Annotated in this window: 24 protein-coding genes and 2 pseudogenes; 19 read left to right on the top strand and 7 right to left on the bottom strand. The window is 59.5% G+C overall.

Features of this window, described 5'->3' with window-relative positions:
• Positions 1-256 precede the first annotated feature (256 nt).
• Together AB7813_RS13975 and AB7813_RS13970 are read left to right on the top strand one after the other, a co-directional pair.
• A pseudogene (locus tag AB7813_RS13975) lies at positions 257-475 on the top strand (RlpA-like double-psi beta-barrel domain-containing protein); the annotation flags it as partial.
• 135 nt (positions 476-610) lie between these two features.
• On the top strand, positions 611-907 hold the full coding sequence (locus AB7813_RS13970; RefSeq protein WP_120286796.1) for a hypothetical protein: 297 nt from the start codon (positions 611-613) through the stop codon (positions 905-907).
• 103 nt (positions 908-1,010) lie between these two features.
• Here the strand turns inward: AB7813_RS13970 and AB7813_RS13965 are convergent, their stop codons facing one another.
• Positions 1,011-1,337, bottom strand: coding sequence for a nuclear transport factor 2 family protein (locus tag AB7813_RS13965; RefSeq protein WP_081422157.1), 327 nt, complete (start codon positions 1,335-1,337; stop codon positions 1,011-1,013).
• A gap of 327 nt (positions 1,338-1,664) precedes the next feature.
• Positions 1,665-1,862: a hypothetical protein gene (locus AB7813_RS13960; RefSeq protein ID WP_139069974.1), complete on the bottom strand. Its 198-nt coding sequence runs from the start codon at positions 1,860-1,862 to the stop codon at positions 1,665-1,667.
• An 830-nt stretch (positions 1,863-2,692) separates the two neighbouring features.
• Here AB7813_RS13960 and AB7813_RS13955 point away from each other — a divergent pair.
• The 5 genes and pseudogenes from AB7813_RS13955 (at position 2,693) to AB7813_RS13935 (ending at position 8,664) form a co-directional block, all read left to right on the top strand.
• On the top strand, positions 2,693-2,920 hold the full coding sequence (locus AB7813_RS13955) for a hypothetical protein (protein WP_081422133.1): 228 nt from the start codon (positions 2,693-2,695) through the stop codon (positions 2,918-2,920).
• Between the two features lie 742 nt (positions 2,921-3,662).
• A complete protein-coding gene (locus tag AB7813_RS13950; protein WP_184511632.1) occupies positions 3,663-3,905 on the top strand; it encodes a ribbon-helix-helix domain-containing protein in 243 nt (80 codons plus the stop codon).
• Between the two features lie 615 nt (positions 3,906-4,520).
• Positions 4,521-5,087 (top strand): annotated as a pseudogene (scpB, locus tag AB7813_RS13945) (SMC-Scp complex subunit ScpB).
• A 485-nt stretch (positions 5,088-5,572) separates the two neighbouring features.
• Complete coding sequence (locus AB7813_RS13940; protein ID WP_068738729.1) at positions 5,573-7,264, top strand: alpha-amylase family protein; 1,692 nt, start codon at positions 5,573-5,575, stop codon at positions 7,262-7,264.
• Positions 7,265-7,497: 233 nt separating this feature from the next.
• A complete protein-coding gene (locus AB7813_RS13935; protein ID WP_441228170.1) occupies positions 7,498-8,664 on the top strand; it encodes a glycosyltransferase in 1,167 nt (388 codons plus the stop codon).
• On the opposite strand, the gene AB7813_RS13930 is transcribed toward AB7813_RS13935, so the two are convergent.
• Genes AB7813_RS13930 through AB7813_RS13920 form a run of 3 tightly spaced genes read right to left on the bottom strand, consistent with a single transcriptional unit; the run spans position 8,597 to position 11,045 of the window.
• Positions 8,597-9,172, bottom strand: coding sequence for a class I SAM-dependent methyltransferase (locus AB7813_RS13930; protein ID WP_439061875.1), 576 nt, complete (start codon positions 9,170-9,172; stop codon positions 8,597-8,599). The genes AB7813_RS13935 and AB7813_RS13930 overlap by 68 nt on opposite strands.
• Positions 9,169-9,906: a PIG-L family deacetylase gene (locus AB7813_RS13925; RefSeq protein ID WP_120286792.1), complete on the bottom strand. Its 738-nt coding sequence runs from the start codon at positions 9,904-9,906 to the stop codon at positions 9,169-9,171. The genes AB7813_RS13930 and AB7813_RS13925 overlap by 4 nt, the downstream gene beginning before the upstream one ends.
• The gene (locus AB7813_RS13920; protein ID WP_441228169.1) at positions 9,906-11,045 is read right to left on the bottom strand and encodes an acyl-CoA dehydrogenase family protein; all 1,140 of its coding nucleotides are present in this window, start codon (positions 11,043-11,045) and stop codon (positions 9,906-9,908) included. Before AB7813_RS13920 ends, AB7813_RS13925 begins: the two co-directional genes overlap by 1 nt.
• Positions 11,046-11,138: 93 nt before the next feature.
• Between AB7813_RS13920 and AB7813_RS13915 the strand changes: the two genes are divergently transcribed.
• A complete protein-coding gene (locus tag AB7813_RS13915; protein ID WP_068738721.1) occupies positions 11,139-11,366 on the top strand; it encodes a hypothetical protein in 228 nt (75 codons plus the stop codon).
• Positions 11,367-11,511: 145 nt separating this feature from the next.
• Here AB7813_RS13915 and AB7813_RS13910 read toward each other — a convergent pair whose 3' ends face one another.
• Both AB7813_RS13910 and AB7813_RS13905 read right to left on the bottom strand, forming a co-directional pair.
• On the bottom strand, positions 11,512-11,721 hold the full coding sequence (locus AB7813_RS13910) for a hypothetical protein (RefSeq protein WP_120286791.1): 210 nt from the start codon (positions 11,719-11,721) through the stop codon (positions 11,512-11,514).
• A gap of 940 nt (positions 11,722-12,661) precedes the next feature.
• Complete coding sequence (locus AB7813_RS13905; protein WP_441228973.1) at positions 12,662-14,584, bottom strand: PAS domain S-box protein; 1,923 nt, start codon at positions 14,582-14,584, stop codon at positions 12,662-12,664.
• A 694-nt stretch (positions 14,585-15,278) separates the two neighbouring features.
• Here AB7813_RS13905 and AB7813_RS13900 point away from each other — a divergent pair.
• From AB7813_RS13900 to AB7813_RS13850, 11 genes are all read left to right on the top strand, one after another.
• Positions 15,279-15,503 (top strand): hypothetical protein, encoded by a 225-nt coding sequence (locus AB7813_RS13900; RefSeq protein ID WP_081422128.1) that lies wholly within the window; start codon positions 15,279-15,281, stop codon positions 15,501-15,503.
• A gap of 96 nt (positions 15,504-15,599) precedes the next feature.
• On the top strand, positions 15,600-15,815 hold the full coding sequence (locus AB7813_RS13895) for a hypothetical protein (RefSeq protein WP_081422127.1): 216 nt from the start codon (positions 15,600-15,602) through the stop codon (positions 15,813-15,815).
• Between the two features lie 692 nt (positions 15,816-16,507).
• A complete protein-coding gene (locus AB7813_RS13890; protein WP_439061872.1) occupies positions 16,508-16,669 on the top strand; it encodes a DUF2934 domain-containing protein in 162 nt (53 codons plus the stop codon).
• Between the two features lie 111 nt (positions 16,670-16,780).
• Entirely contained in the window at positions 16,781-17,641 is an 861-nt protein-coding gene (locus AB7813_RS13885) for an SDR family oxidoreductase (RefSeq protein ID WP_068738716.1), read from the top strand.
• 62 nt (positions 17,642-17,703) lie between these two features.
• A complete protein-coding gene (locus AB7813_RS13880; RefSeq protein WP_441228972.1) occupies positions 17,704-17,958 on the top strand; it encodes a SemiSWEET family sugar transporter in 255 nt (84 codons plus the stop codon).
• A 67-nt stretch (positions 17,959-18,025) separates the two neighbouring features.
• Positions 18,026-18,592: a phosphatase PAP2 family protein gene (locus AB7813_RS13875; RefSeq protein WP_068738712.1), complete on the top strand. Its 567-nt coding sequence runs from the start codon at positions 18,026-18,028 to the stop codon at positions 18,590-18,592.
• Complete coding sequence (locus AB7813_RS13870; protein ID WP_439059611.1) at positions 18,589-18,927, top strand: DUF3147 family protein; 339 nt, start codon at positions 18,589-18,591, stop codon at positions 18,925-18,927. Before AB7813_RS13875 ends, AB7813_RS13870 begins: the two co-directional genes overlap by 4 nt.
• 433 nt (positions 18,928-19,360) lie before the next feature.
• Positions 19,361-19,969 carry a cysteine hydrolase family protein gene (locus AB7813_RS13865; RefSeq protein WP_068738705.1) on the top strand — a complete coding sequence of 203 codons (609 nt, stop codon included), beginning with the start codon at positions 19,361-19,363 and terminating at the stop codon, positions 19,967-19,969.
• A gap of 757 nt (positions 19,970-20,726) precedes the next feature.
• A complete protein-coding gene (locus AB7813_RS13860; RefSeq protein ID WP_439061869.1) occupies positions 20,727-21,236 on the top strand; it encodes a (2Fe-2S)-binding protein in 510 nt (169 codons plus the stop codon).
• Complete coding sequence (locus tag AB7813_RS13855; RefSeq protein WP_120286783.1) at positions 21,233-22,246, top strand: FAD binding domain-containing protein; 1,014 nt, start codon at positions 21,233-21,235, stop codon at positions 22,244-22,246. The genes AB7813_RS13860 and AB7813_RS13855 overlap by 4 nt, the downstream gene beginning before the upstream one ends.
• A gap of 20 nt (positions 22,247-22,266) precedes the next feature.
• Positions 22,267-24,522: a xanthine dehydrogenase family protein molybdopterin-binding subunit gene (locus AB7813_RS13850; RefSeq protein ID WP_439061868.1), complete on the top strand. Its 2,256-nt coding sequence runs from the start codon at positions 22,267-22,269 to the stop codon at positions 24,520-24,522.
• Positions 24,523-24,552: the final 30 nt, after the last annotated feature.

Raw genomic sequence — 24,552 nt, 5'->3', positions numbered from 1 at the left:
CTCAGCCGAATCCTTGAGCAGCGGGCCGACCGTCGCGTGTGCTTCCTGGGATCGCTCCGGCCGGGAAAATCTAGCATCAACACAAATGGAAACTCAATGACCCGCCTTTTAGCGGCAGCCTGGCTGTGCGTGCTCTCCGTCAGGCCTGCTGCTGCTCAGAACTTCCTCGAAGGCGTCGTATCCCTCAACCTCACCATGACCAAGGAGGAAACTGCATCGCTAGCCATACGGCGTAGGAGATGGCTATCACGGCCGCAGGACGGCCTCGGGCGAACGGTTCGACTTACGCCCTGGCGGCCGCACACCGCACCACGCGCTTCGGCAGCCACGTCACGATGATAACGCCAATGATCGGTCGGTAAAAGTTCGGATCACGGCTCGCGGCCCGTTTATCAAGGGTCGTTGCATCGATCTGTCTCGAGCAGCAGCCAATGCAATCGGCGTGGGTGGTATCGCGCGCGTCACCGTCCGGTAGCCCCACGAGCGGGTGACCCGGTCGTGTTTGCCTCCGGAACTTGCCCGGCTGTCGAACGGAGGCCGGGCTTTTTGTAATCCGTCGCGATGGAGTGTCTAATAGCCGGACAGGCACGGTGCCGACAGGGAGGTTGCAATGCGCGAGCAAAATCCATCCCGGACGATTAACTTTGGTCAGGCCATCGTTTTAATCGTTCTGTTCGCCATGCTGCTCTTCGCAATTGTCTGGTCGATGATGGCATGGACGTCAGCTGAGGACGCTGAGATGTCGATCCATGGTTGGATCGCCTTGGCGCTCGGGACGGTTTTCTCACTCGTTATTGGATGCGGCCTGATGGCCTTGATGTTCTACAGTAATAGAAGCGGCTACGACGACACGGCAAACACCGATTGGCGCAGCGAAAAAAAACCGCCAGATGATGAAGTCGGGTAGGTACCCGCGATTAGCCTGCAGCCGCTCTTGCTCGGCGCCGGTGACCGGGCTTTTTATTCGACTAGCCTGATGACCCTCAGCGCGTTTGCGCGGTCAAGTGGCCCTAATTTGGCGGGCCGCATTTTTGGAAGGTGATCTGGCCAGCAGCATCAAATTCAAAGTCAGCCCGGATATTTGAGCCGTGGCAAACGTAAGTAATGGCAACGCCATCACGGGCCGGTTCGAGATTGTCCAAGTCCGCGGCCGGAGAATCTCTTAGGCGCTGCTCCCAATATGCACGTAAAGCCTCGCGACCATTTATCGTCGTGGCGCCGCCGCAACCACATTCGATCGTAGCGGCTTCGGCATAAAGGCCGAGAATACTTTCAAGGTCGCCTGAGCGATAAGCATCTAGCCAATCAACTACCGCGGCCATCGGGTCAAAGGACATTTTCTCACCTACTTGCCAAACGTATGCGTCTAACAAGCGATTTAGAAGCAGTCTAATGAATGCGTCCTGAATGGTTTATTCAGGGAAGTGGCCTGAAACCCACCGTGGACGGTATACGAGTATGTTAGTGGTGTTTGGTGATCGCCGTCCTCTTAGCACTTTGAAATCTGGGGATTGCTCCGATGGTCGGATCGACAGCACGAGCGAGCGCATTAACGATGCGCTAACCAAGCTCGATCAGCCTATCCAAGAATGCTGCGGCACCGGACGGGGAGCCGGCAGCCGCATCAGGATGCCGGCCGGTGTCATGCCCGGGCGGCTTTTTCGTCATTCGATCAATCGGATCACTTTGCGCCGATAGAGCCGATCCAGCGTGGCAACGAAGTCCCGATCGTCGAGCACGTCGATCAGCCGATCGACTGGATCAACGGCACTTCGCGAGCCCGGCCCGATGTAGTCTTTCAAAAGATTTCTGGCCGCGGTCACAGAACGTATTAGATGATCGATCTCATCTCGCTCACTCATTGGTCCCTCGCCAGCTTGGTCGCGCCACGCCGGCTCCTTCTTGCCCTAGTGATAGAAGGGTTCATCCATCGGAAAAGGTTTGCATCGAGCCAAGCCGAGCGAATATTTGCGGTCTAGAAACTGGCCCCCGACACCAACAGAACCGCGCCGATTACCATTAGGAGAATGCCCGGCCAGTTGGTTCCGAGCCCCAAGAATCTCATGCCCCGCCGCGGTGGCTCCAGAGTGTCGCGAACTGGCCGGGAGGAATCTGGGCCGCTAAGCGATCCCCGCCAAATAGCGGCGCGTGCCATGTACAAGACGCCGCCTAGGACTAGCAGCGCGCCAAGGCCCATCAGGAACATTCTCGCCTCCGCATTCATCGCTGACACACGCACGGACCGGGATTTTAAGAGCCGGCCGAATAATTCGTTCCGGGCTGGCCGATCGACAGGCGAGGCAGATTGCTGACGAAGTATACGCTAACAAAAAAAGCCCGCCGAAGCGGGCCTTTTCTCAATCAGAGAGAACCATACAGCTGGCGCTCTCTGCGCATCTCGTCCGCATCGAAGGTTTGCTCGCCGGATCGTAGCCAATCCAGCCGCTTTTCTGCCAGGCGGGCTCCCTGGAAAGTAGAGAGCGAAGACGCTCATCGATGCAATACGTTTCATGTTCTTCACGAGCAGGGGGCCCGTCCAACTCGCACGTGCGAATGGTGTTCCAATCCCATCGCGCTCGATGGTGCGGTGCGATCCGACCAAGTGGCCAGCCAGATGATGTTTCCAATTGGTGAGCCGTGGAGGAACAGAGCAAGGCGAAGAGCTGTTATCAAGGGCAGATAGGAGTTACTGATGACACGTTCGATCCTTTTAATAGCTGCGGCAATCGTATTCTCCGGCACAGCCCTCGCGCAAAGCAGCGGAACGCTGGAGGAGCAGGCTGCGTGCCGTGCCAGCGTGAAGCGCTATTGCGCACAAGCGATTCAGGGCGGGGATATGATGGTGCTTTCCTGCCTTCAGCAGAATAGGCCGCGCATTTCGAAAGCATGTCGGCAAGTGTTATTGAAGCATGGCCAATAGGCGTGCTCAGGCGAAGGGCCCCGGCACTTGCTCCGGGGCCCCAGCTGTCCAGTAGAGTACATCCGTCCAACTGGGCAGTTAGTTCCCGCCGCCCGCGCCACCCCCGGCACCGCCGCCTGCGCCACCACCTGCGCCGCCTGCACCGCCCGCGCCGCCGCCGCTAGTGCGGCCTTGGTCAACGTTGTTCATTGAGTTGGCGCCACCGGCTTTTCCTGCAGCTGCGTTTGAACCGCTGAGAGAGCTGGCGTTGTTGCCGCGTTCCGAGCCAACTGCGCCGGTCGTCCGGTCCGACCTTGTTGGTGCAGTGGGCGAGCTCGGCGTCGTCTGGGCGAGCGCCGGCGCTGCAATAAGTGTCAGTGCTGCACTTGCAATAAGAAGTTTTCGCATGTCGTTTCCTCTCGTGACGCCCCAACCGAGAAATGCAAACTAACAAAACCTGTTCCTGAACGACTTCACTTTTAGATGGGAACAATTTCTGGTTCTCGCATTTCTCAGAATGCCTCGCATGAGTGTGTCTTCGTAAGGCGTTCAATTTTCTGGTTGCCTCGCCGCGGCGCCCCGAGCGCCGGGGGACCCTTGAAAGTAGCCTCTATGTTGAAGAGTCCGCGACGATCCATCCGACCGATTTACGGCTACGCGCTCGGCTTCATCTTGTTGCTGGGTCTCATTGGAGCCGCGGTCTCGGTCATCAGAAACGAAGGTAAGGCACCTGTCGATCAGCAAACCAAAACGGTGAAATAGCGTGCCTCAGCCGAAAAGGAGAAAGCAGGGACTCGTTAAAGCCGACGGATCGAAGTCGAGCGTCAGCCTTGAGCCTGAGTTTTGGAGCGCTTTAAAGGAAATTGCCATTGAACGAGGGACGAGCCCAGCAGCCCTTGTCAGACTGGTTGACCGCAATGGGCCTCAGGTGAACTTAACCTCGGCCGTCCGTCTGTTCGTCTTGCAGCATTTCAAAGCCAAAATAAAGGACGGGTCTCCCGCCTAACTTAGTCGGCAATTGGCAACGTTCGCATTGTGAATTCAATGCGGTCATCAGCAACCGGCCGGCAATGCTCAATCATCGTCATGTATGCCTCCGCTGGAAATCCGCGAAATAAGCGCGCGCTCGTTGTCTGGCGGCATGACGGGCCGGGTAAATGTCTCGCGGACGGCCCCACTGTTAAGTCGAAGCTTTTCACGTCGTGATCGAAGCCGTTCGCTCAACGACCGGGGCTTCGTTTACGATCCTCAACTGGCCATAGCCCCTCTGCAAATTCTCAGAGCGGCGATTTACATCGTCACGGTCAGGTATTTCAGGCATGCGGGTCGCGAGGCCCAGGGTGTAGTCCCATAGAAGCCGCAGGTCCATTTCCAGATGCCAGACCTTTCCGGGTTCGCATTCCAGTCTTGCTGAGCGATGGTGCCCACGTCTACGTCGCCGGACCAGATGTCCATGTCTCGAGCAGGGCGGAAGGGCGATGGCGGGAGAGTTCGGGCGGGCATCACAGCGCCTTCGTGGCGTGCCGCTGTCCGGGCGGCGCTATAGAATGGGACGCCCAAAGCAAAAGTCAAACTGGACGACGCTGAGGGATCTGCGGCGAAGCTGCGCTGGCGCGAATGGATGGGCCGCGTCGAAGCGGTGGTCTCTGCCTAGCGCGAGCCGGTCAACCGCGCCATGCTGGCGCGGGTCGTCGGCCGCGGCTGCAATCTCGATCTGATCATCGACGACATCCAGGCCGAGCTGCGCGGCCGCCCCCATGAGCTCGTGCCGGTCGCCGGCGGCTGGCAGCACCGCACTCGCAAACAGTTTGCCGATGCGATCCGCACAGCGATCGGTGCGAGCGAGCAGGATAGCGCGCTGTCGGCGAGCGAGATGCAGGTGCTGCTGTGCATTGCCTATTACCAGCCGATCACCCGCGGCGAGCTTGGGCAGTTCTTTGGCAAGGAGATCAGCCGCGACGTGACCGGACAACTGCGGAGGCTCGGCCTGATCGGCTCCGGACCGCGGGCGCCGCGGCCCGGCGCGCTGCACACCTATCTGATGACGAAGACGTTCCTGGCGCAGTTCGGATTCGATACGCTGCGCGACCTATCGGACATGCAGGCGCTCAAGGACGCCAGGCTGCTCAGCAAGGATGAGCTGTTCGCAGGGGACATCCTGCCGGGTGAAGGGAGCGATGATGAGTAGCCTGATGAACTCCTCAAAAAGGTCGAGGGCACGGCGTGCATCCCAGGTTTTTTTGCCCGGTCGGCAATCTTTGCCGGCGCGCCGCGACGTCCCGGATCCCCGCTGGGCTGACAATGGGCCGATTATGCCGACCGTCGGAAACTCGTCGACTTCCGCGCCGTCCAGTCGCTAGCATTCTGTCATAGTCGACACTGACACCAAACGAAAACTCCGCTTTATTCGCACATGCTGTTTATAAGGATCGCTGTGTTGACGGGAACCATTGATAGCACCCGTAGTTTAATCGACTTCATCCGCACGGCCAAACGTAATTGCGGCTCATGTAGGCGATGGATCTTTTCTTCGCGTCGAGCTCTCATGGTTCAGGACTTAAAACGGCGGTGCGATTTTGGACGTGTGCGCCATCGGCAAGCTCCAACGATTCCGCGTGACTCCCGGCTATCGACGCGACCCGGTCGCGACACAACCACGGACCAAAGGGCCACATGATCGACGACCTCTGGTACAAGAACGCCGTCTTCTACTGCCTCTCCGTAGGCAGTTTCATGGATGCTGATGGCGACGGTTGCGGCGACTTCAAGGGCCTGACGCGCCGGCTCGACTACATTCACGGCCTCGGCATCACCGCGATCTGGCTGATGCCCTTCCAGCCCTCGCCCGGCAAGGACGACGGCTACGACATCTCCGACTACTACGGCGTCGATCCGCGCTACGGCACGCTAGGCGACTTCGTCGAATTCACCCATGGCTGCCACCAGCGCGGCATCCGCGTCATCATCGACCTCGTGGTCAATCACACCTCGGACCAGCACGCCTGGTTCAAGGACGCGCGCAGCGCCAGGGATTCGCGCTATCGCGACTGGTATGTGTGGTCGGACAAGAAGCCGCCCAATGCCAACAAGGGTATGGTGTTTCCCGGCGTGCAGAAATCGACCTGGACGCATGACACGACCTCGAAGTCCTGGTTCTTCCACCGGTTCTATGACTTCCAGCCGGACCTCAACACATCCAATCCCTATGTGCAGGCCGAGATCCTGAAGATCATGGGGTTCTGGCTGCAGCTTGGCGTCTCCGGCTTCCGCATGGATGCGGTGCCCTTCGTGATTGCCACCAAGGGACCGAAGGTCAACAAGCCCACCGAACAATACGACATGCTGCGCGCCTTCCGCGAATTCCTGCAATGGCGCAAGGGCGACGCCATCATTCTCGCCGAAGCCAATGTGCTGCCGGAAACCGACATGGAATATTTCGGCAGCGACGGCGACCGCATGCAGATGATGTTCAACTTTCACGTCAACCAGAACCTGTTCTATGCGCTGGCCTCCGGCGACGTGCGCCCACTGGCTGCGGCGATGAAGGTGACCAAGCCACGCCCGGCGACGGCGCAATGGGGCCTGTTCCTGCGCAATCATGACGAACTCGATCTCGGCCGGCTGACCGAGGAGCAACGCCAGACGGTGTTCGCGAAATTCGGCCCGGACAAGGACATGCAGCTTTACGATCGCGGCATCCGACGTCGGCTGGCGCCAATGCTCGGCGGCGACCGACGCAGGCTCGAGCTTGCTTACAGTCTGATGTACACGCTGCCGGGTACGCCGGTGCTGCGCTATGGCGACGAGATCGCCATGGGTGATGATCTCACGCTGCCTGAACGCAACTGCGCGCGGACGCCGATGCAATGGTCGAACGAACCCCGTGCCGGCTTCACCAAGAGCGAGAAGTCAAAGAATCCTGTGATCGACAAGGGCCCCTACGGCTACAATCACGTCAATGTCGCCAAGCAGCGCCGCGATCCCAATTCGATGCTGAACTGGACCGAGCGCATGATCCGGATGCGCAAGGAGGTCCCCGAAATTGGCTGGGGCGACTTCACCATCATCGCCACGCGCAACCCTGCCGTGCTGGCGATCCGCTACGACTGGCGCAACAACTCCGTGCTGTTCGTGCATAATCTCGACGAACAGCCACGCGAAGTGTCATTTGCACTCGGCCTCGATGGCAAGCAGGGCGACCACCTGATCAATCTTCTGACGGAAGACCATAACCGCGCCGATGCCCAGGGCAAGCACCACCTGATGCTGGAAGCATATGCCTATCGCTGGTACCGCGTCGGCGGTCTAGATTATCTGCTCCGGCGCAGTGACATCGACAGTGATACGGATGCGCATCCGGCGTGAGGGTGCCTGCGCCCGGATCGCGGGACCAAGCCTGCGGCCATCAGCAAGTACGCCGACATCAGCGGAAGGCAGATGAAGAAGCTTCGCTCTAAAACCTGGAGAGCGATACGACCTGGAACATGGACAGGCCTTCGCGCCAGTCTCTTGATAGAGTAGCCGCTGCGGCCCAGCTGAGGGAACATGCATCGAACCTGGCGATTAGCAGGCGCACCTACGCCAGGACGCTCCGCCTTATGAATACGAACATCGAGCCTTTCGCGATCGTCACCATTCCGGCATGCAACGAAGCCGACCGGATCGAGCGGTGTATCGCTGCGCTGGCCGTCCAGCGCGACCGTTTCGGCGCGCCCCTTGCCGCGGACGCGTTCGAGATCCTGGTGTTCGCCAACAATTGCACTGACGGTACCTCGGGAGTCGCCAGACGTTTCGCCGACTCGGTCCCGCAGAGGGTGGTGGTCATAGAGGAGGAATTGCCGTCGGAGATGGCCAACGCCGGCTGGGCGCGGAAGCGTGCAATGGACCTTGCGGCCGACCGCCTCGATGCGCTCGGCCCGGGCGGTGTAATTATGAGCACGGATGCCGATAGCTGCGTCGGCCCCGCGTGGCTTTCGTCTAACCTCCATGAGTTGGCGAACGGTGTGGAGTGCGTGGCAGGCTACATCGATGCAGAACCGCTCGAGATCGTTTCGCTTGGACGGGATTTCCTGTCCCGCGGTAGGCTCGAAGATACTTACCTCAGCCTTGCCGCGGAAATCATCGCGCGCTGTGATCCGCGAGCCCATGATCCCTGGCCGAACCATCGTGTCTCTTCGGGCGCGAGCCTGGCCGTAACCGTGGCGGCCTATCGGGCCATCGGAGGACTTCCTGCACGCGCTCTCGGCGAAGACGTCGCCCTTACGGCTGCGTTGGACGAGGCGGGATTCAAAGTTCGTCACTCGCTCGACGTCGTCGTCCAGACGTCCTGTCGGATCTTGGGGCGGGCGCCTGGCGGAGCGGCCGACACCATGCAACGCCGGCTCGCCGATTTGAATGCTCCTTGCGACGACGATCTTGAGCCCGCCTTGCAGATCGCCCGTCGCGCCATGTACCGATCGCTTTTCCGCCGGGCGTGGCAGAGTGCGCTCGAAGACGGTCCGATGTCCGCCCGGTTGTGCATTCCCTCCGACTTCGTTCGTCACCTCCGTGCCGAGGAGGCGACGCTTCGTGAGGCATGGGAAGCCGTATCGGGCAGAAGTCCTGTTCTCACGGTTCACCGGACGCTACGCCCCTCGGAGCTGCCTCGGCAGATCGCGATCGCCAGAATGATCGTCGCAAGCCTGAGGGCCGCCGCAATCACGCGGACAGCCGCTCCAGGCGGTAGACTTCATCGCGAAGGATCCGGCGAGCCGGAACTCGCTTGACGACGGCGTAGGCGAAAGCGTCGCTGGCCTCCGTTCCCCTCAGCGGATAGTCAGTCTCGCCCAGCCAGTGGCAGAGGACGATCTCTCCGTCGGGAGCGAGGACCCTGCAGCAGTTTTCGGCCACCGAAAGGAGATCGGCCCGGCTGAAGTAGTACAGCACTTCAGACAGCACGATGAGGTCGAAGGCGCCGTCCGGGAATTCGGTCGGCAGCACACATTCCTCGAAGGCGACGTTCGGCGGCGCGTCCTTTCGCGCAGCTTCCAGCGCCGTGCGGGACGCGTCGATCGCCAGCAGTTCTCCGCCTCGCTGCGCGAGCCTTGCCGTCAGGACCCCGATCGAGCAGCCAACTTCGAGGATACGATCGTAATGGGCGCGCGTAAGAGCCGACAGAGTGCGGTCATATTTCTCCCGCTCGTAGGCGCTGGTTCGGAATCCCCAGGGGTCGATATCCTGCCGGTACCGTTCCTCGAAGTATGAAGCGGGCAAACTCTCTATGTGCCTCGTCATCGGGAGACCTCGTAAACGTACTCGTGCTCGCCAAGGAACGGCGCCAACGTCTCTTCGGTGAACCGGAAGCCCGTTGGATCGTCTTCGATAAGCGTGGACATCTGCGAAGCGTGGGCCGCGATAGCACGGTGCTTGAGATCACGTTCTCCAGCGATATCCAGCCGGTGGCCGCGCGGGAAGCCTGGGACATCGTCGTCCTGATCGAGGTGCCACCCCCAGATGGGGTAGGCCCAGAGCCTGACAGCTGGGTTGGCGACTCCGGCCGCCTTGGCGATGGCAGCGGCCGCCTGATGATCGCAATGCGGATCCCGATCCCACGTCACAAACAAGGCCTTTGCGCCCGTCTCCTGAAGAAGGTCGGACACGGCGCGGACCGCCGCGTCGAACTGGGGTCCCTCCAGAGGGGCTTGCGTGTCGGGGAGGTCGAGATGGCGTACGAACGCCGGATGGAGGCCCAGAATTTCGCCTGCCGCCCTGACTTCCGCCTTCCGGAGATCGACCAGTCGTTCCGGAGGGTACTGGACCGACCGGGGGTGCGAACCCGCACCATCGGTCAAAACCACGACGTGAACCTTCTGGCCTGCTTGGCAGGCCTGAGCGATCAGACCGCCAAGACCTAACGTCTCGTCGTCCGGGTGCGGCGAGAGAATTAAGAAGGGCGCACCCTCCGTCAGCGCCTCGCGCGAGATGATAGGAAGCGCCTTCGTCACTTCGAGATATTCCGAAACCTTCACTAAAAGTCTCCTGCCGACCGCGACGAACTCAGAAAGACCTGAGCCCCATCGCTCATGGCGCGGTCCGGCACCGGTTGCCGCAGATACGTCGCCAGGTCGCGGCAGATGCGCTCAACGTCGTGAGGACGCACAAACGCCCGAAGCCCGATGCCCCTCTGGACGGTCTCCATGACAGTCAGGGCGGATCGTTCGACAACCATCCGGGTGAGGTTGGCGAAAGCCACGATGCTTTCTGGATCATCTTCGACCGCCAGACGGCGCGCGGCGTCCTCAACCCAAAAGCGCGCCGTCGTCGCGTCGGCGACACAAGTCGCAAGGCGCTCGAGCTGATACGCGTCTTCGCCCCTTGCTGAGGAATTAAGGTGCTCTCGGAACAGGTCGACTAGCCGTTCCGTTGCGCCGGTATGGACGGCGCAGAAGCGCCATGCGCCGCCCGAGAAGTGCGGCTGTCGCATGAAGTCGCCGGGAGCGCCGATCCGCTCACGATCCGTGATGCGTCGCCCGGTGAAGTCGACCGTCCCGGTCGCCGTCGCGCGCATGCCTTGCGCCTGCCAGCTGGACGTGTCGTGCGCATATCCGATCTCGAGGTCGAGCAGGCACATCTGCTGCCCCTCCGGTGCTGATGCGGTAACCAGGGGACGCGTCACGAACCCGGCGCCCGACGCCAGGATCTTGCGGCCTTTGAGGACGTTGCCATCCCGCTCCGGGGTGATCCTCAGGCCCTGCGCGTCGTCGGCGCCCCATACTGCGGACAGCGCACCATCACGCACGCTTCCCGCGAGACCTTCGATCTGCGCTTGTGTTCCGTAACGGCAGACCAGCCCCACCGCGTTGACGTGGCCCTCAAATATACGGGCAAGCGAGAGGTCCGCTGCGCCGAGTAGACGCAGGATGGTGCAGAGTTCGGCGCCGAAGCGCGGGTCCCAGAGACTGCTGCCGCCGAGCTCATGAGGCAGTGGGCTCATGGCCAATCCGCTGAAGCGGAAGTCCGTCCAGACGTCCGGTGCGATGTCAGCAGTTCTGTCCGTATCAAAGGCGCGGCTTGAGAGCTTCGCGGCGAAGGCCTGCACATTCTCCAGCAGCTTATGACGTTCGGAAGGGGCGAGAATGGCGGTGTCCTCACGACAGTTGGCGAGCATGCGATGAAGTCCGCAGCGCACCGATAGTTCCGATCTGCTGGAACGACTCCCAATCTTGGCGTTGTCCTCGGGCACTCCTTTTGGACGAACTATATGGCGACCATCGAGCTGCAGCCACACAACGAGAACTCCCAGACGTGGCTGCTCGTCTGGGCCGAGCGTCAGGAGATCGTCGGACGCGTCCGACGGGGGGAGGATGGGTGGTTCCATATCACCGCTCACGGACCGCACTGGAGCCCCATGAAGAGTTTCGCCGGCGACAAGTTCGACGACCCGTCCGAGGCTCTGAAGCAGGCTCAGGCGTATTTCGGAAACCGGTAGGGCACTGTCCTACAATAAGCAGATAGGACAAAGGCCACGTCGTCATGGGCGATGCGGCCTTTCTTTTTAAGCATTATCTAGTCGATCGTTCGAAGGACCAACCGCACATGCGAAGGGCCGTAGGCGCCAGCGGGCCGCGGCCATCCTAATGCGGTTTGAATAAACTCACGACGAAGTCGTCGCCGACAAGGCGAAACGACGCTAGGTCCGTTCCAGTCCGGTCCATTTCCTCGATTGGAATCCGTAATGGACCGCCGCCAAGCCGCTTCAACATGACGATCAGCAACTGATCTTTGAAACGATCGACGAGACCATCGCCGTTAAGTCTCGGATCACTTCCTAGTGCAGTCTTCATGAAACGCTCCGCGGCCGCTTAACGGCCTTTGCTGGTGAATCGTGGGCAAAGACGCTGCCTCCAAAGAGATCCAAGCGAGTCATCGCCCAGGCGCAAGCACGCCGGAAAAGGTCGTTAGATAGCCAAGGCTCAAGGCGCGGAGAGCTAGGCGACCTTGATCGTTGAGACTGCGAAAGCGAGTTCAAGCGTCCGGCGACTTCACTGTATGACCAAGTGAAAATTGTTAGCGTTGTTCCCAAGATGTACCGCTGACATTGGTCCATCCACCGAGCAGAGCCGCCTGCCATGCAAATTATTACTACTGCCGCGGCGGCAATCAGGCCGACAGCGTCAACGTCACCAAGATCCGAAGTCCCGCCCCATTAAGGCGATCCGCTGGGCCCGCTGGCGTCCCGTTGCCGACCGCCGGCCGCAAAGGAGGAAGCGAGGCCTAGTCCTTCGCCGCCTTTGCTAGGATAGCCCGTGCCTGCTCCAAAATCCGACGTGCAATTTCAAGCTTGGCCACCTGCTCGGCGTCTATCCCGGGGATTGTGGTTCCGTCCCTTGTGACCATGGCAAACACTTCCACGCTGATGAACGCGAAAACAGTTTGATCTTCAAAAGCACGTTCCAAAGCTGGCGCGAAACGGCGCCGCGGCCCTCAAGGACAACGAACAAGGCGGCAAGCAAGACGATCTGCAACGTGGAGTCTGACAGAAGGGACATGGCGCCCTTACTACGTTCATTTCGCAGATGCGTTCCAATCTAAATTGCGTTCTCAACATTCCGCATTTAGATAAAATTACGGCCACGCAATCGAAGGCATCGTCGCATCGCGAACCCATGAGGGACCTTCGCCTTGCTCCATCGGCTCTCGCCATGGCAGGCAAAGTGTCATGAGCCGATGAGGCTGACGCTAGTCAAGACAGGTGGGCGTAAGATCCGGTGCATTGTTTGTGGTTCAATTTAATAGAGCGCCCTTCGATCTTTGGTGAAGGGCTGTCTGTAAGGCACTACTCAGCTCATGAAGCTCGTAAGGTTTTCGCAACAGCAAAAATTCAGAGCCCAGTTTCCGCGCTGCCTCACTGTAGCCCGTTGCGAGAACGACGGGGATGTTCGGGTAATTCTGCCTAAGATGGCGGGCCAGGCCGAGACCATCCATTTTTCCAGGCATCACGACATCGCTGAAAACGAGGTCGATGCCGTCGTGCTCGATCTCGCGCAATGCGGACTCCGCGTCCGGTACGCATTTCACGCGATATCCCAACTCTTCCAGAAATACGGCGCTGGCGGTGGCAACATCCGGATTGTCTTCAACAAGAAGGACATTGCCGGCGCCTTTGGCCAGAACCTCTGCTTCGTGCGCACCTGCATGGCCTTCGCCACGCGGAAGCCGAATGGTGATTTCCGTACCAGCGCCGAGCTTGCTTTGGATTTCGACACGACCGCCGGCCTGGTTGGCAAAGCCATGCACCTGTGAGAGTCCCAATCCTGTTCCTTTGCCGACGGGTTTGGTCGTGAAAAACGGATCGAACACCTTCGCAATGACGTCCTCGGGAATACCTGCGCCGGTATCAGCCACCTTGATCTGCACGTACTCGCCTTTATCCTCTCCATCCCTGACCCGGTAATTTGCTGCCGTAATCGTCAAGGTGCCCCCGTCGGGCATGGCGTCACGAGAGTTGATGCTGAGATTGATGAGTGCAGTTTCGAGTTCGGTTGGATCCGCGAAGATTGGCCAAACTCCGGCCGGTACGGAGATTTCGAGCTTGATCGCGCTACCCAGAACGGTAGCCAAGACCTCGCGTACAGCTTGCACGGTCTCTTCAAGATTGAGCAGCGTCGGAGCGACTTGCTGACGCCGCGCAAACGTCAGCAACTGACGAGTAAGTGCCGCGCCGCGACGAACGCTTGCCTCAATCGCTCCTGCTGCCTCGATCACGCGGGGGACAATGGCATGCCGTTTGATCAGCCGAACGTTACCCGTGATTGCCATAAGGAGGTTGTTGAAGTCATGAGCCACTCCGCCCGTCAGCTGACCGAGCGCATCCATTTTCTGCGCTTCCGCCAGCTGCTTTTGCATACGTTCAAGCTGCTGTGCTGCTTGACGTCGCTCTGTGATGTCGCGCGTAATCTTGGCAAATCCGATCAGCTCGCCTGCGTCATTGCGGACGGGATCAATGACCACACTCGCCCAAAAGAACGTGCCGTCTTTGCGGACGCGTAAGCCTTCTTCTTCGTAACGGCCCTTTTCACGTGCAATGCTGAGAGCACGCGCTGGTTTTCCAGCGTCCCGGTCGCCGGGGGTATAAAAGCGCGAAAAGTGCTGACCGATAATCTCGTCAGGAAGATAGCCTTTGATCCGCTGACCGCCGAGGTTCCAGCTGGTGACATGACCTTCCGGATCAAGCATGTATAACGCATAGTCCGTGACATTGCTCACCAACAGGCGAAAAAGATTTTCGCTTTCGCTCAATGCGGAGCGGGCTTGCATCCGTTCGGTGATGTCCCGCGTGATCTTGGCAAAGCCGACAAGGACATCGTTTTCATAGATGGCGTCGATAACCACGGAGGCGAAAAACCGCGTACCGTCTTTCCGCATCCGCCAGCCTTCCGCTTCGAAGCGCTTATTCCGGCGTGCGGCCTCCAATGCGGTGGCGGGAAGTCCGGCTTCGCGATCCTCCGGCGGATAGAACACCGAGAAGTGCTGGCCCACGATTTCGTCGGCGCCATACCCTTTGATCGTCTCGGCGCCTGCATTCCAGTTTGATACGACGCCGTTGGGGTCGAGCAGATAAATCGCATAATCTGTGACGCCTTGAACGAGAAGTCGGAAGGCGCGTTCGCTTTCTAAAAGATCGCGGTCGTTTTTTGTTTTTGGCATCATTCACTTTCCGCGAACCAATCCCTCTGGTAGAGGCGATAACTGCCATCGTTTAGCGGCACGGGAGTCGCAGGTCAGAGTAGGCTCCCCCACATACGCGGCACAAGAACCCTTTTACCGTCAGATTTGGAACCAAAGTTTGCTTTAAGGATTATCTCTGCCTTCTCAGATTAGCCGCTCGTTACGGCGATAAATTCAAATTTCTAGAAGAGGGCAAGGCGGCCGGCCGGAGGATCGCCTAAGCCGCGACCTTGTGCGGGCGCGGGCTCTGTCGGTGAGGATCAGGCTTGGGTCTGAGAACGGCGCTCAGTTCAGCTAGTTGGTCTGAAGGGCGGCCCGCTCGCAGTGCCTTTTGCTGCACGGACAAATCTGTTGTGCCGTCCCCAACGGGACGATTCGCCGTCGATAATCGCTGACTTGGTTTTTAAATGCCACGCGTCGGTTGCGATCTTCTTAAAGCGTCCCCGCCAGTCGTGAAGAAGTAAGGCGATGCTCCCTTGGCCCAACATTCTCGGCGCTGTAGCCCTGCCGTTGCTACCCGGCAGAGCGCTTATTCTGCGTGACGCCGGCTCGCGCGAACCGCCCGACCAGGTTTTCAAGGCGCAACGGGAATGATCTTGGACCGGGAAGAACCGTCTTGCCCGGAACAATACTCATAGTGAGTGCTTGTGCAACGACCCGATGAGGACGCGCCATGACCGATCAAGAGACGCCATGTGTAAGTGACCAATGGTCTGATCTGAAGGCCACCGTGGCGGATGGTGTCAAAGCCGTCGCATCAACAATAGGAGAAGCAATCGAGGAAGGCAAAAAGCCCGGAAAGCCGCTCGACATACTAAGCAAGCTTACGCGCGAAGCTCCGCTCGGTATGTTGTTGGCAGCATTTCTCATTGGCCGGGCACTGGCACGGCGGCAATGATTAGGCCGGTTGCCTTTTGAGATCGTCGAGCGTGACGCTTTTGGGAAACATGAATCTAGCAGTGGCTTGTGACCGACAGTTATTCCGGAGGACACTATGGGTTTAGCAACTTATGCCGTCATCGAATCTAACGATGGCTGGGGCGTTCTGCACGATGGAGACGTGGAAGGGAAATTCCTGACCAAAGAGTCTGCTTTCGAAGCAGCCGTGGCTGCAGCGTCTCTTGCGATCCGCCAGGGACACGAAGTCCATGTCAGCGCCCCGAGCAGCGAAGCCGGAAACAAGACAGCGCTTGGCGGTCCAACAAATTGACGGGGGCTCAAGCTGCGTGAAAGGATATGAATTGGGACGAGATGATGATGGCGCCGAAGTAAAGTCAGCGCGCAAAGCACGCGGCGCCGAGCCAGGGCCGTCGGTTCGCAACGTTTTAATTTGGAGCCTTGGCTTAGTTGTGGCCGCTTTTGCCGTTGTATATTTCCTGTTTTTCAAAACCTAGCCGACCGTCAGCTGGTGGCGACGTACCCGCTTGGAGACGCCGATCAGGTTGCCGCCTGTTACTTAGAAACGACTTACATTCCTTCCTCTTTTGAGGTTGAGCGTCCTGTTCGCATGGTGGCCGTTCCGATGGCCCTGCCATCGCTCCAAACGTGGCGGAGCTTTTGCTGTCATAGCCGTTGGTATGCAGTAGCCGGATGAACTCGTCCATCGAGGCATTAACTGTTGGTACGCTCGGCAGCTTCCGGTGTGAGGGTGCGGCCAAAAAGCCGGCTGATGGATTCGCGAAAAGCCATGCGAGTCCCCTTTTTTCGTGACAGCGCTTTGCTGCGCGGACGAGAGAAAGGTTCATTCGGGAGCGACAGTCCTAACGGAATATTCTTGGACGGGGAACTGGTCGCATAGTGGCGTCTTAAGCGCACAAGCAATTATAGCGATCGATGCGCTCGCCTGCATGACTGTACCAAAGCGATTCGCCGCCGCAATTATCCGTTTTTGAGGAGAGGCCGATGCCCCGATACTCTGAAGAACAGATCCGAGAGTACGCTCACAAACTTTGGGAAAGGGAAGGTCGCCCGGAAGGTAAGGCCGATGACTTCTGGCACCAGGCCAAAAGCGAGCTCGAAAGCGATGCGCCTGGCGACGAAGACCTGAAACCGATGCCAGAGTAGGAAAAAGCGCTGCCCAAGCGCCCCTTCGTCATTGGGCGGGCGATGTCGCCACCGGCGGAACGCTGCATCCAATCAAGCGTTTTCGATTGGCACTTATCTAGGAGCTGGTTCATGCCCCATTCTTATCCCGCGCCTCCGTTTGCTTCCCAGAAACAACCGATGCCCGGCCGAACGGAGGCCATGCAGCCTCGTCCCGATCATGGCGAGAGCAGCTACAAGGGGGGTGGTCGATTGCAGGGCATGAGAGCGGTAATTACCGGTGGCGACAGCGGGATCGGCCGCGCTGTCGCGTTGGCCTACGCACGCGAAGGTGCCGACGTCTTGATTTCTTATCTCGATGAGACCGAGGATGCCCTCGAAGCTAAAGCTTTAATCGAGCGCGAAGGCCGCAAGGCCATAATGGTCCCAGGTGACATCCAGCATCGGCGCCATTGCGACGTGATTATCGATAAGGCGGTAAGGGAATTGGGCGGGATCGACATCCTCGTTAACAACGCCGCGCATCAAGCGACCTTCAAGGACATCGGCGACATTTCCGATGACGAGTGGGATTTGACGTTTAGGACAAATATCTATGCAATGTTCTACCTGACAAGGGCCGCCGTGCCTCACATGAAGCCCGGAAGTGCGATCATCAATACCGCGTCGGTCAATTCGGATATGCCGAACCCCACCTTGCTGGCCTATGCAACGACGAAGGGGGCCATTCAGAATTTCACCGGCGGCTTGGCGCAGATGTTGGCCGATAAGGGCATCCGCGCAAACGCGGTGGCACCGGGACCGATTTGGACGCCGCTCATTCCATCCACTATGCCAGACGAAGCCGTTAGAAATTTCGGCAAGCAGACGCCGATGCAACGTCCCGGACAGCCCGCAGAGCTTGCAACCGCCTACGTGATGCTCGCAGATCCACTCTCAAGCTACGTTTCCGGGGCCACGATCGCCGTTACAGGCGGTAAACCGTTCATCTAAGCGGATCGGGCGTTTCGCTACCAAGCAGTGGGGTCTCATCGTTGTCCAGCATTTTGCCGTGGGTGGGAGGCCTCTCCGCTGTTCTGACTTCGCTGTCGTACCTTCCACAGGTCCGGAAAGCATTACCGCGGGGCTCGACCAACGATCTGTCGCTCAAGATGCTTGTGGTGCTGACATCGGGCCTCGGTCTCTGGATCGCATACGGTCTGCTCAAGGGCGACTGGATCATCGTTCTGGCGAATAGCATCGGCTGCGCTTTAACAGCGACCGTGCTCGGCTGTAAAATACGAGACATTCGCGGGGAGGACTCTGCATAGGGAGAGGAACCTGGCTGCATGATCAGGGTTTAGAGTGCCTGTTATCTAGGTGTCATACGGAGATGCCATGCGGCCAATAATGGTACCACCCACTCTCCTTGATCGCGAGGTCGCAGCAACCGCCGTTCGGCACGCACATGCCGCAAGCGAACAAGTGGCCGAAGCTCTGACGTGGGGCGCGGACGAGCATGTTCTCGTTGTTGCTGCAGCGGCCTTCTGGCTCCTGTCGCGTAGCGGCTCCCCCCGGAAGCGAACTGTCGGTACGCATTTTCTGGCGGCCTCGGTGGCCACGGCCGTTGTGCCGCATGCACTGAAGCATGTTTTCAATCAACGTCGACCGGATAGGCTCACGATTCTTGGCCATCTACACGGAGTACCGATCTCAGGCCGCCCGAATGATGCGTTCCCCTCGGGGCACGCGATGCATATGGGGGCTCTCGCGAGCGCAGCATCCTCATTCGATCGGCCGTATCGCGAGCTGACCTGGACGGCTGCGGTCGGTATCTCGCTGACGAGGATCTATGTTCTCGCGCACTGGACGAGCGATGTGGTCGCGGGCTTCGCCAGCGGATATCTGATTGATCGGCTATTGAGACGCTGGACCGGCTACGGCAATGGGACGACGACGCCATGACGGATTACGCCGTCCGATTTTTCGTTGGAGGGGCAGTCGTCTCGATATTCGCGCTGCTCGGAGACGTGTTACGGCCTAAGTCCTTCGCGGGACTCTTCGGCGCCGCGCCATCGGTGGCCCTGGTTTCGCTCGCGCTCGCAATCTCCAGGCACGGACCGGACTACGTCTCTACGCTGGCTGCTTCGATGATGGCCGGCGCGACCGCTCTTCTCGTGCTCAGCTTCGTGACGTGCCGTTTACTCAAACGCACGGGGTTGTCAGTTCTATCTGTTACCCTGCTCGGGTTTCCCCTGTGGCTGGTAGTCGCGTTTGGCCTCTATGGGATGGTGGGCTGAATGCTTGTTCGAGCCTCATTCTCGTCGTTGAGCGATGGTCGCTGGTACGAATACATCGTCCGGTTCCTGCTGGGCGGAGCATCGACTGCAATAACTGGCCTGATCGGCACACGTTGGGGTCCGGGCGTCGGAGGTCTGTTCCTGGCATTTCCAGCCATGCTCTGCGCCAGTGCCACGCTGGTCGAGGCGCACGAAAGGCGCCGCAAAAGGGAAATTGGCCTGCAGGGCAAGAGACGTGGTGAAGACGCCGCTGCGCTCGAGGCCGCTGGAGCGGCTCTGGGAAGCATGGGCCTCGTTGCGTTCGCTCTCACAGTCTTCCTCGTAAATGCCGCGGCTCCCTGGAGCAGCTTGGCGCTGGCATCTCTGGTATGGGCGGCGACCGCAGGTTCTTGCTGGTGGACTTACAAGAGACTTCGCAGGACGTGGACCTGAGATGGGCGAGCTCCGATCAAGAATAGACACCAGTCGGGCAGTGCACTTGTGTCTGGACATGCAGAGGCTGTTCGGTCCCGAAGGGCCTTGGCCGACACCTTGGCTCGAACGTGTCATGCCGGCGGTGGAAAGCCTCGTCCAACGTGACCCGGCACGGACTGTCTTTACGCGCTTTATTCCCCCGGCGTCGCCCGAGCATGCAAATGGGATGTGGCAGAGCTACTTCCGAAAATGGCGGTTGGTCACGCGCGAACGTCTGGACCCACACCTCCTCGAGCTTATGCCGCCTTTGCAGCGACATGTCCCACCGGCGATTGTCTTCGACAAGTCTGCGTATTCTGCGTTCTCGAACGGAAGGCTTCACGATATTCTGCAAGACGGTAACGTCAATACCTTGATTGTGAGCGGCGCGGAGACTGACGTCTGCGTTCTCTCAACCATCTTGAGTGCTGTTGATCTGGGCTATCGCATCGTCGTTGCGCAAGATGCGATGTGCAGCTCAGCTGACGAAACTCACGATGCCTTACTTGGCTTGTACGCCCGGCGTTTCGACCTACAGATCGAACTGGCAGATTGTGCCGAGATCCTTGAAAGATGGTCGCAGGCTTGAATGCAGTCAGGGCTAGGCTGGGCGGGCGAAGTGTTTGGCGCGCGCCACCGGCGCGGGCGACCAAGACCCACAAAAAGGAGACCCCGATCATCGGGGTCTCCTTCTGGTTGGCATCACGCGCTAGTTGCCGCCGCCGGCACCACCACCTGCGCCACCACCACCACCACCGCCGCCCGAAGTGCGACCTTCGGCAGAGCTGTTAGACCCGGTAGTTCCAGTCGCTGCATTCGATCCACTAAGGGAGCTGGCATTGTTGCCAGTCTGCGATCCTGCAGCGTGCGGCGCCGCGTGTGGAGTGCTCGAGGTCGGGCGATCGACTGCCGTCCCCGTACTGGTAGTGCCTGGCTGTGTAACGCCATTGCCTGCGGAATTGACCTGAGGAGCGCTCGGATTTGCACCGCTCTGTGCGAATGCGGCAGGAGCAGTCATCAGTGCCGCTGCCGCAACTGCTATCAACGTCTTCTTCATATCGTCCTCGTTCGTTGTCATGCCCCGAGCTGGATGAATTAACTTGCTCGCTTGTTGTTCCTGGCGGGAATCGCGCAACAGTGGAACAACACTCGCTTCTCCTTCACCCATTTGCCCGCGGCGGTTCCCCGACAGCATCCTGGCGGCCTTCCGACGGCGCGCGTGAGACGCCAGAAGCGGGAAGGTTGGCCTCGCCGATCGGTGCGGGCAAGCCGACCTGAGGGCGGAAGAAAACGGAACATCCTACGATTAGAATGGTTCTGATGGCGAACGCATAGCGAGGCGCCCCGTGAACCAGATCTCACATCATCCACAGATCCCAATTTTCCTGACGATCAACGGAACGTTGCACGAACTCAAAGTAGAGCCGTGGGTGACGCTGCTGGACCTGTTGCGCGAGCGCCTCTCGCTCACCGGGACTAAGAAGGGATGCGATCAGGGACAATGCGGCGCCTGTACCGTGCTCGTCGATGGCAAACGCGTCAATTCGTGCCTGGCACTCGCGGTGTCGCGCGACGGCGCCGAGATCACCACTATCGAAGGGCTGGCCGAGAATGGCGAACTGCATCCGCTGCAGGTCGCCTTCATCGAGCGCGACGCGTTTCAATGCGGCTACTGTACGCCTGGCCAAATTTGCTCAGCGGCGGGTCTGCTGGCGGAAGGCCACACCCGTAGTCGGGCCGAGATACGCGAGCATATGAGCGGCAATCTGTGCCGCTGCGGCGCCTATACCAATATCGCCGACGCGGTCGAGGACGTGCTGATGCCGCGCATCGCGGCGAAGGAGGCCGCCGAATGAACCGGTTCGAATATATCCGCCCGGCCACAGTGGCCGATGCCATCGCGGCGCTGAATGAACCTGCAGCGCGCGCGCTGGCGGGTGGCACCAATCTCGTCGACCTCATGAAATATGATGTGGCGCAGCCGTCGCGGCTGGTCGACATCAACCGGCTTCCGCTCAAATCGATCGAAATCACTCCCAGTGGAGCGCTGCGCATCGGCGCGCTGGTCACCAATACCGATCTGGCGTGGCATCGAGACGTTCGGGAAAAGTGGCCGATACTGTCAAGCGCCATTCTTGCCGGCGCATCGCCGCAATTGCGAAACGCAGCTACAGCCGGGGGAAACCTGATGCAGCGAACCCGCTGTTATTATTTTTATGATCCGTCGACAGCCTGCAACAAGCGACAGCCCGGAAGTGGCTGCTCCGCCATTGGCGGCGTCAATCGCATTCACGCCATTCTCGGCGCCAGCGATAGCTGCATTGCAGTCCATCCGTCGGACATGTGCGTCGCGATGGCTGCACTCGATGCATCCGTCGAAGTCGAGGGGCCGGACGGCAAGCGATCGATTCCGATGTCTGGTTTCCACCGCCTCCCCGGCGGAGAGCCCGAACGCGACAACACGCTGAAGGGCGGCGAGCTCATTACATCGATCATTATCCCCAAGCCCGACTTCGGTGCCCATCACACCTATCTCAAGATCCGGGACCGGCTCTCCTATGCCTTCGCGCTGATCTCCGTCGCCGCCGCGCTGCGTGTGGAGGAGGGCATCATCCAGGACGTCCGGATCGCGCTCGGCGGGGTCGCGCATAAGCCGTGGCGGGATTTTGACGCAGAAAGATCGCTGAAAGGCGAGCGAGTCGGGACCCAGAGCTTTAAGCAGGTCGCTGATTTCATTCTTCGTGATGCGAAGGGGCAGGGCGACAACGACTTCAAAATCGAGCTTGCTCGCCGCGCTATCGTTCGTGCGCTGGAGCAGGCGGCTGCGGGCACACCGCAGGATCAGGCCGACAAATCGATCCACTAGAAAGTTAACGGGACCATCGCATGTCAGTTGGTGAAATCACGCATATCGGACGTCCGACCAACCGGGTCGACGGTAAACTGAAGGTGACCGGCCAAGCGCACTACGCGGCGGAGTATCCTGCTGACGATCTGCTCTATGGCTACATCGTTGGTAGTACGACCGCCGCTGGACGGATCGCGGCGATGGACTTGGATGCAGCAAGGCAGTTTCCAGGCGTCGTCGAAATCTTCACGCACGAAAATCGCAGCAAGGCGGCATGGCTTGATCGTAGCTGGCGGGACGAAGTCGCGCCTCCTGGCCATCCGTTCCGGCCGCTGAATTCGGACCGTATCCTGTTTGACGGTCAGCCGGTCGCGTTGATTGTCGCCGAAACGTTCGAGGCCGCGCGCGATGCGGCCTCCCTGGTTCGCATTGCCTATGATGTCGATGCGCATTGTACCGAGCTTGAGGCGAAGCGGGCAGAGGCCTATGTTCCTCCGAAGAAGCGTAGCGGTATTCCGCCGCCACCGGACCCGCGCGGCGATGCCGAGCAGGCGTTTCAAAATGCGCCCGTCAAGATCAGCCGCGATTACCGGATCAATGCCGAGCACCACAATCCGATTGAGATGTTCGCCACCACCTGCGTGTTCGAGGGCGACGGCAAGCTGACGATCTATGACAAGACGCAGGGCTCCCAGAATGCGCAGGGCTATGTCACCTCAGTGTTCGGCCTGCGCAGCAAGGATGTCCGCCTGGTCAATCAATATGTGGGCGGGGCATTCGGCGCCGGCTTGCGGCCGCAGCACCAATTGTTCTTCGCCGTCATGGCCAGTCTCGAACTTGAACGCTCGGTGCGGGTGTCGCTGACGCGTGCTCAGATGTTTCATATCGGCTACCGGCCGGACAGTTACCACACCGTCTCGCTCGCCGCCGATCGCGATGGGCGGCTGCAGTCGATCATGCATGATGCCGTTGCCTCGACCTCCCGTTACGAGGATTATCAGGAGGCTGTCGTCAATTGGTCGGGCATGATGTATCACTGCGACAACGTCAAGCTGACCTATCAGCTTGCCAAGCTCGATACGGCCACGCCGTGTGACATGCGCGCACCCGGCGCAGCCATCGGCGTGACAGCGCTCGAATGCGCGCTCGATGAACTTTCATACGAACTCGGTATCGGTCCGCTTGAAATTCGGCGGATCAATTTCGCCTCGAAGGACGAAAACACCAACAAGCAGTTCACATCCAAGGCGCTTCTGGAATGCTACAGCGAGGGCGCTGCGGCATTTGGATGGGAGAAGCGAAGCCCCAAGCCGCGTGCCATGAAGGAGGGTCGCGAGCTGATTGGATGGGGCGTCTCAACGGGAATGTGGGACGCCTTCCTGCAAAAGGCCCAGGCCACTGCGACTCTCAAGGTGGACGGGACGCTGGAGGTGGCAACGGCGGCGTCCGATATTGGCACTGGGACCTGGACAATCCTGACCCAGATCGGCGCCGAAGCGTTCGGATTACCACTCGAAGACGTTCAGGCCAGGATCGGCGATTCGACTCTGCCGATGTCGCCGGTCGAAGGAGGTTCGTGGACCGCAGCGTCGAACGGCTCGGCAGTTCAGGCCGCATGTGAGGCGGTCAAGCATTCTCTGTTCAAGCAAGCCAGGAAGATGGCCAATTCGCCTCTTGCGGATGCAAGTTTCGAAGACGTCGAGGTTCGGGATCGACGCATCTTCCGGAAGGATGATCCGGCGCGCGGGCTTTCCGTTTTCGAAGTCATGCACGCCGCCGAGCTCACGGAAATCACCGAGCAGGGCAAAGTCAGCCCGAACCTGCGGCAGATGCTGAAATATATCAGCTACACGAATTCCGCCGTGTTCGCGGAAGTGCGCGTGGATGAAGATCTGGGGGTCGTTCGCGTGACGCGCGTCGTGTGCGCGGCGGCGGCGGGCAAGATCCTTAATCCCAAGACGGCCCGCAGCCAGATCCTAGGCGGTGTGGTGATGGGAATCGGCATGGCGCTTCACGAGGAAGCCATGACGGATCATCGCCTCGGCAAGATTATGAATGCCAATCTCGGCGAATATCACGTTCCGGCCCATGCCGACATCGAGGATATTGAAGTGATCTTCGTCGATGAAAAGGACGACAAGGTCAGCCCTCTTGGCGTCAAGGGCCTGGGCGAGATCGGCATCGTGGGAACCGCGTCTGCCGTCGCTAATGCGATCTTTCACGCAACTGGTGTGCGGGTGCGTGATTTTCCCATCACGATTGACAAGATTTTGAATGCTCCACGACCTTCCTGAGTTCATCTCGTACAGACCCAACGGTGGCAT

The sequence above is a fragment of the Tardiphaga sp. 20_F10_N6_6 genome (assembly GCF_052076045.1).
Lineage (GTDB): Bacteria > Pseudomonadota > Alphaproteobacteria > Rhizobiales > Xanthobacteraceae > Tardiphaga > Tardiphaga robiniae.
The sequence above is the reverse complement of the archived record's forward strand: the minus strand, read 5'-3'. Positions and strand labels throughout refer to the sequence as shown.

What these genes read in the sequence shown, in the direction of transcription:
- AB7813_RS13895 (WP_081422127.1), top strand. Translation starts at nt 15,600, where the DNA reads ATGGGTTTAGCAACTTATGCCGTCATCGAATCTAACGATGGCTGGGGC.
- AB7813_RS13915 (WP_068738721.1), top strand. Translation starts at nt 11,139, where the DNA reads ATGGCGACCATCGAGCTGCAGCCACACAACGAGAACTCCCAGACGTGG.
- AB7813_RS13970 (WP_120286796.1), top strand. Translation starts at nt 611, where the DNA reads ATGCGCGAGCAAAATCCATCCCGGACGATTAACTTTGGTCAGGCCATC.
- AB7813_RS13875 (WP_068738712.1), top strand. Translation starts at nt 18,026, where the DNA reads ATGCGGCCAATAATGGTACCACCCACTCTCCTTGATCGCGAGGTCGCA.
- AB7813_RS13850 (WP_439061868.1), top strand. Translation starts at nt 22,267, where the DNA reads ATGTCAGTTGGTGAAATCACGCATATCGGACGTCCGACCAACCGGGTC.
- AB7813_RS13855 (WP_120286783.1), top strand. Translation starts at nt 21,233, where the DNA reads ATGAACCGGTTCGAATATATCCGCCCGGCCACAGTGGCCGATGCCATC.
- AB7813_RS13890 (WP_439061872.1), top strand. Translation starts at nt 16,508, where the DNA reads ATGCCCCGATACTCTGAAGAACAGATCCGAGAGTACGCTCACAAACTT.
- AB7813_RS13910 (WP_120286791.1), bottom strand. Translation starts at nt 11,721, where the DNA reads ATGAAGACTGCACTAGGAAGTGATCCGAGACTTAACGGCGATGGTCTC.
- AB7813_RS13930 (WP_439061875.1), bottom strand. Translation starts at nt 9,172, where the DNA reads ATGACGAGGCACATAGAGAGTTTGCCCGCTTCATACTTCGAGGAACGG.
- AB7813_RS13965 (WP_081422157.1), bottom strand. Translation starts at nt 1,337, where the DNA reads ATGTCCTTTGACCCGATGGCCGCGGTAGTTGATTGGCTAGATGCTTAT.
- AB7813_RS13905 (WP_441228973.1), bottom strand. Translation starts at nt 14,584, where the DNA reads ATGCCAAAAACAAAAAACGACCGCGATCTTTTAGAAAGCGAACGCGCC.
- AB7813_RS13900 (WP_081422128.1), top strand. Translation starts at nt 15,279, where the DNA reads ATGACCGATCAAGAGACGCCATGTGTAAGTGACCAATGGTCTGATCTG.
- AB7813_RS13935 (WP_441228170.1), top strand. Translation starts at nt 7,498, where the DNA reads ATGAATACGAACATCGAGCCTTTCGCGATCGTCACCATTCCGGCATGC.
- AB7813_RS13870 (WP_439059611.1), top strand. Translation starts at nt 18,589, where the DNA reads ATGACGGATTACGCCGTCCGATTTTTCGTTGGAGGGGCAGTCGTCTCG.
- AB7813_RS13960 (WP_139069974.1), bottom strand. Translation starts at nt 1,862, where the DNA reads ATGAGTGAGCGAGATGAGATCGATCATCTAATACGTTCTGTGACCGCG.
- AB7813_RS13940 (WP_068738729.1), top strand. Translation starts at nt 5,573, where the DNA reads ATGATCGACGACCTCTGGTACAAGAACGCCGTCTTCTACTGCCTCTCC.
- AB7813_RS13955 (WP_081422133.1), top strand. Translation starts at nt 2,693, where the DNA reads ATGACACGTTCGATCCTTTTAATAGCTGCGGCAATCGTATTCTCCGGC.
- AB7813_RS13920 (WP_441228169.1), bottom strand. Translation starts at nt 11,045, where the DNA reads ATGCTCGCCAACTGTCGTGAGGACACCGCCATTCTCGCCCCTTCCGAA.
- AB7813_RS13885 (WP_068738716.1), top strand. Translation starts at nt 16,781, where the DNA reads ATGCCCCATTCTTATCCCGCGCCTCCGTTTGCTTCCCAGAAACAACCG.
- AB7813_RS13865 (WP_068738705.1), top strand. Translation starts at nt 19,361, where the DNA reads ATGGGCGAGCTCCGATCAAGAATAGACACCAGTCGGGCAGTGCACTTG.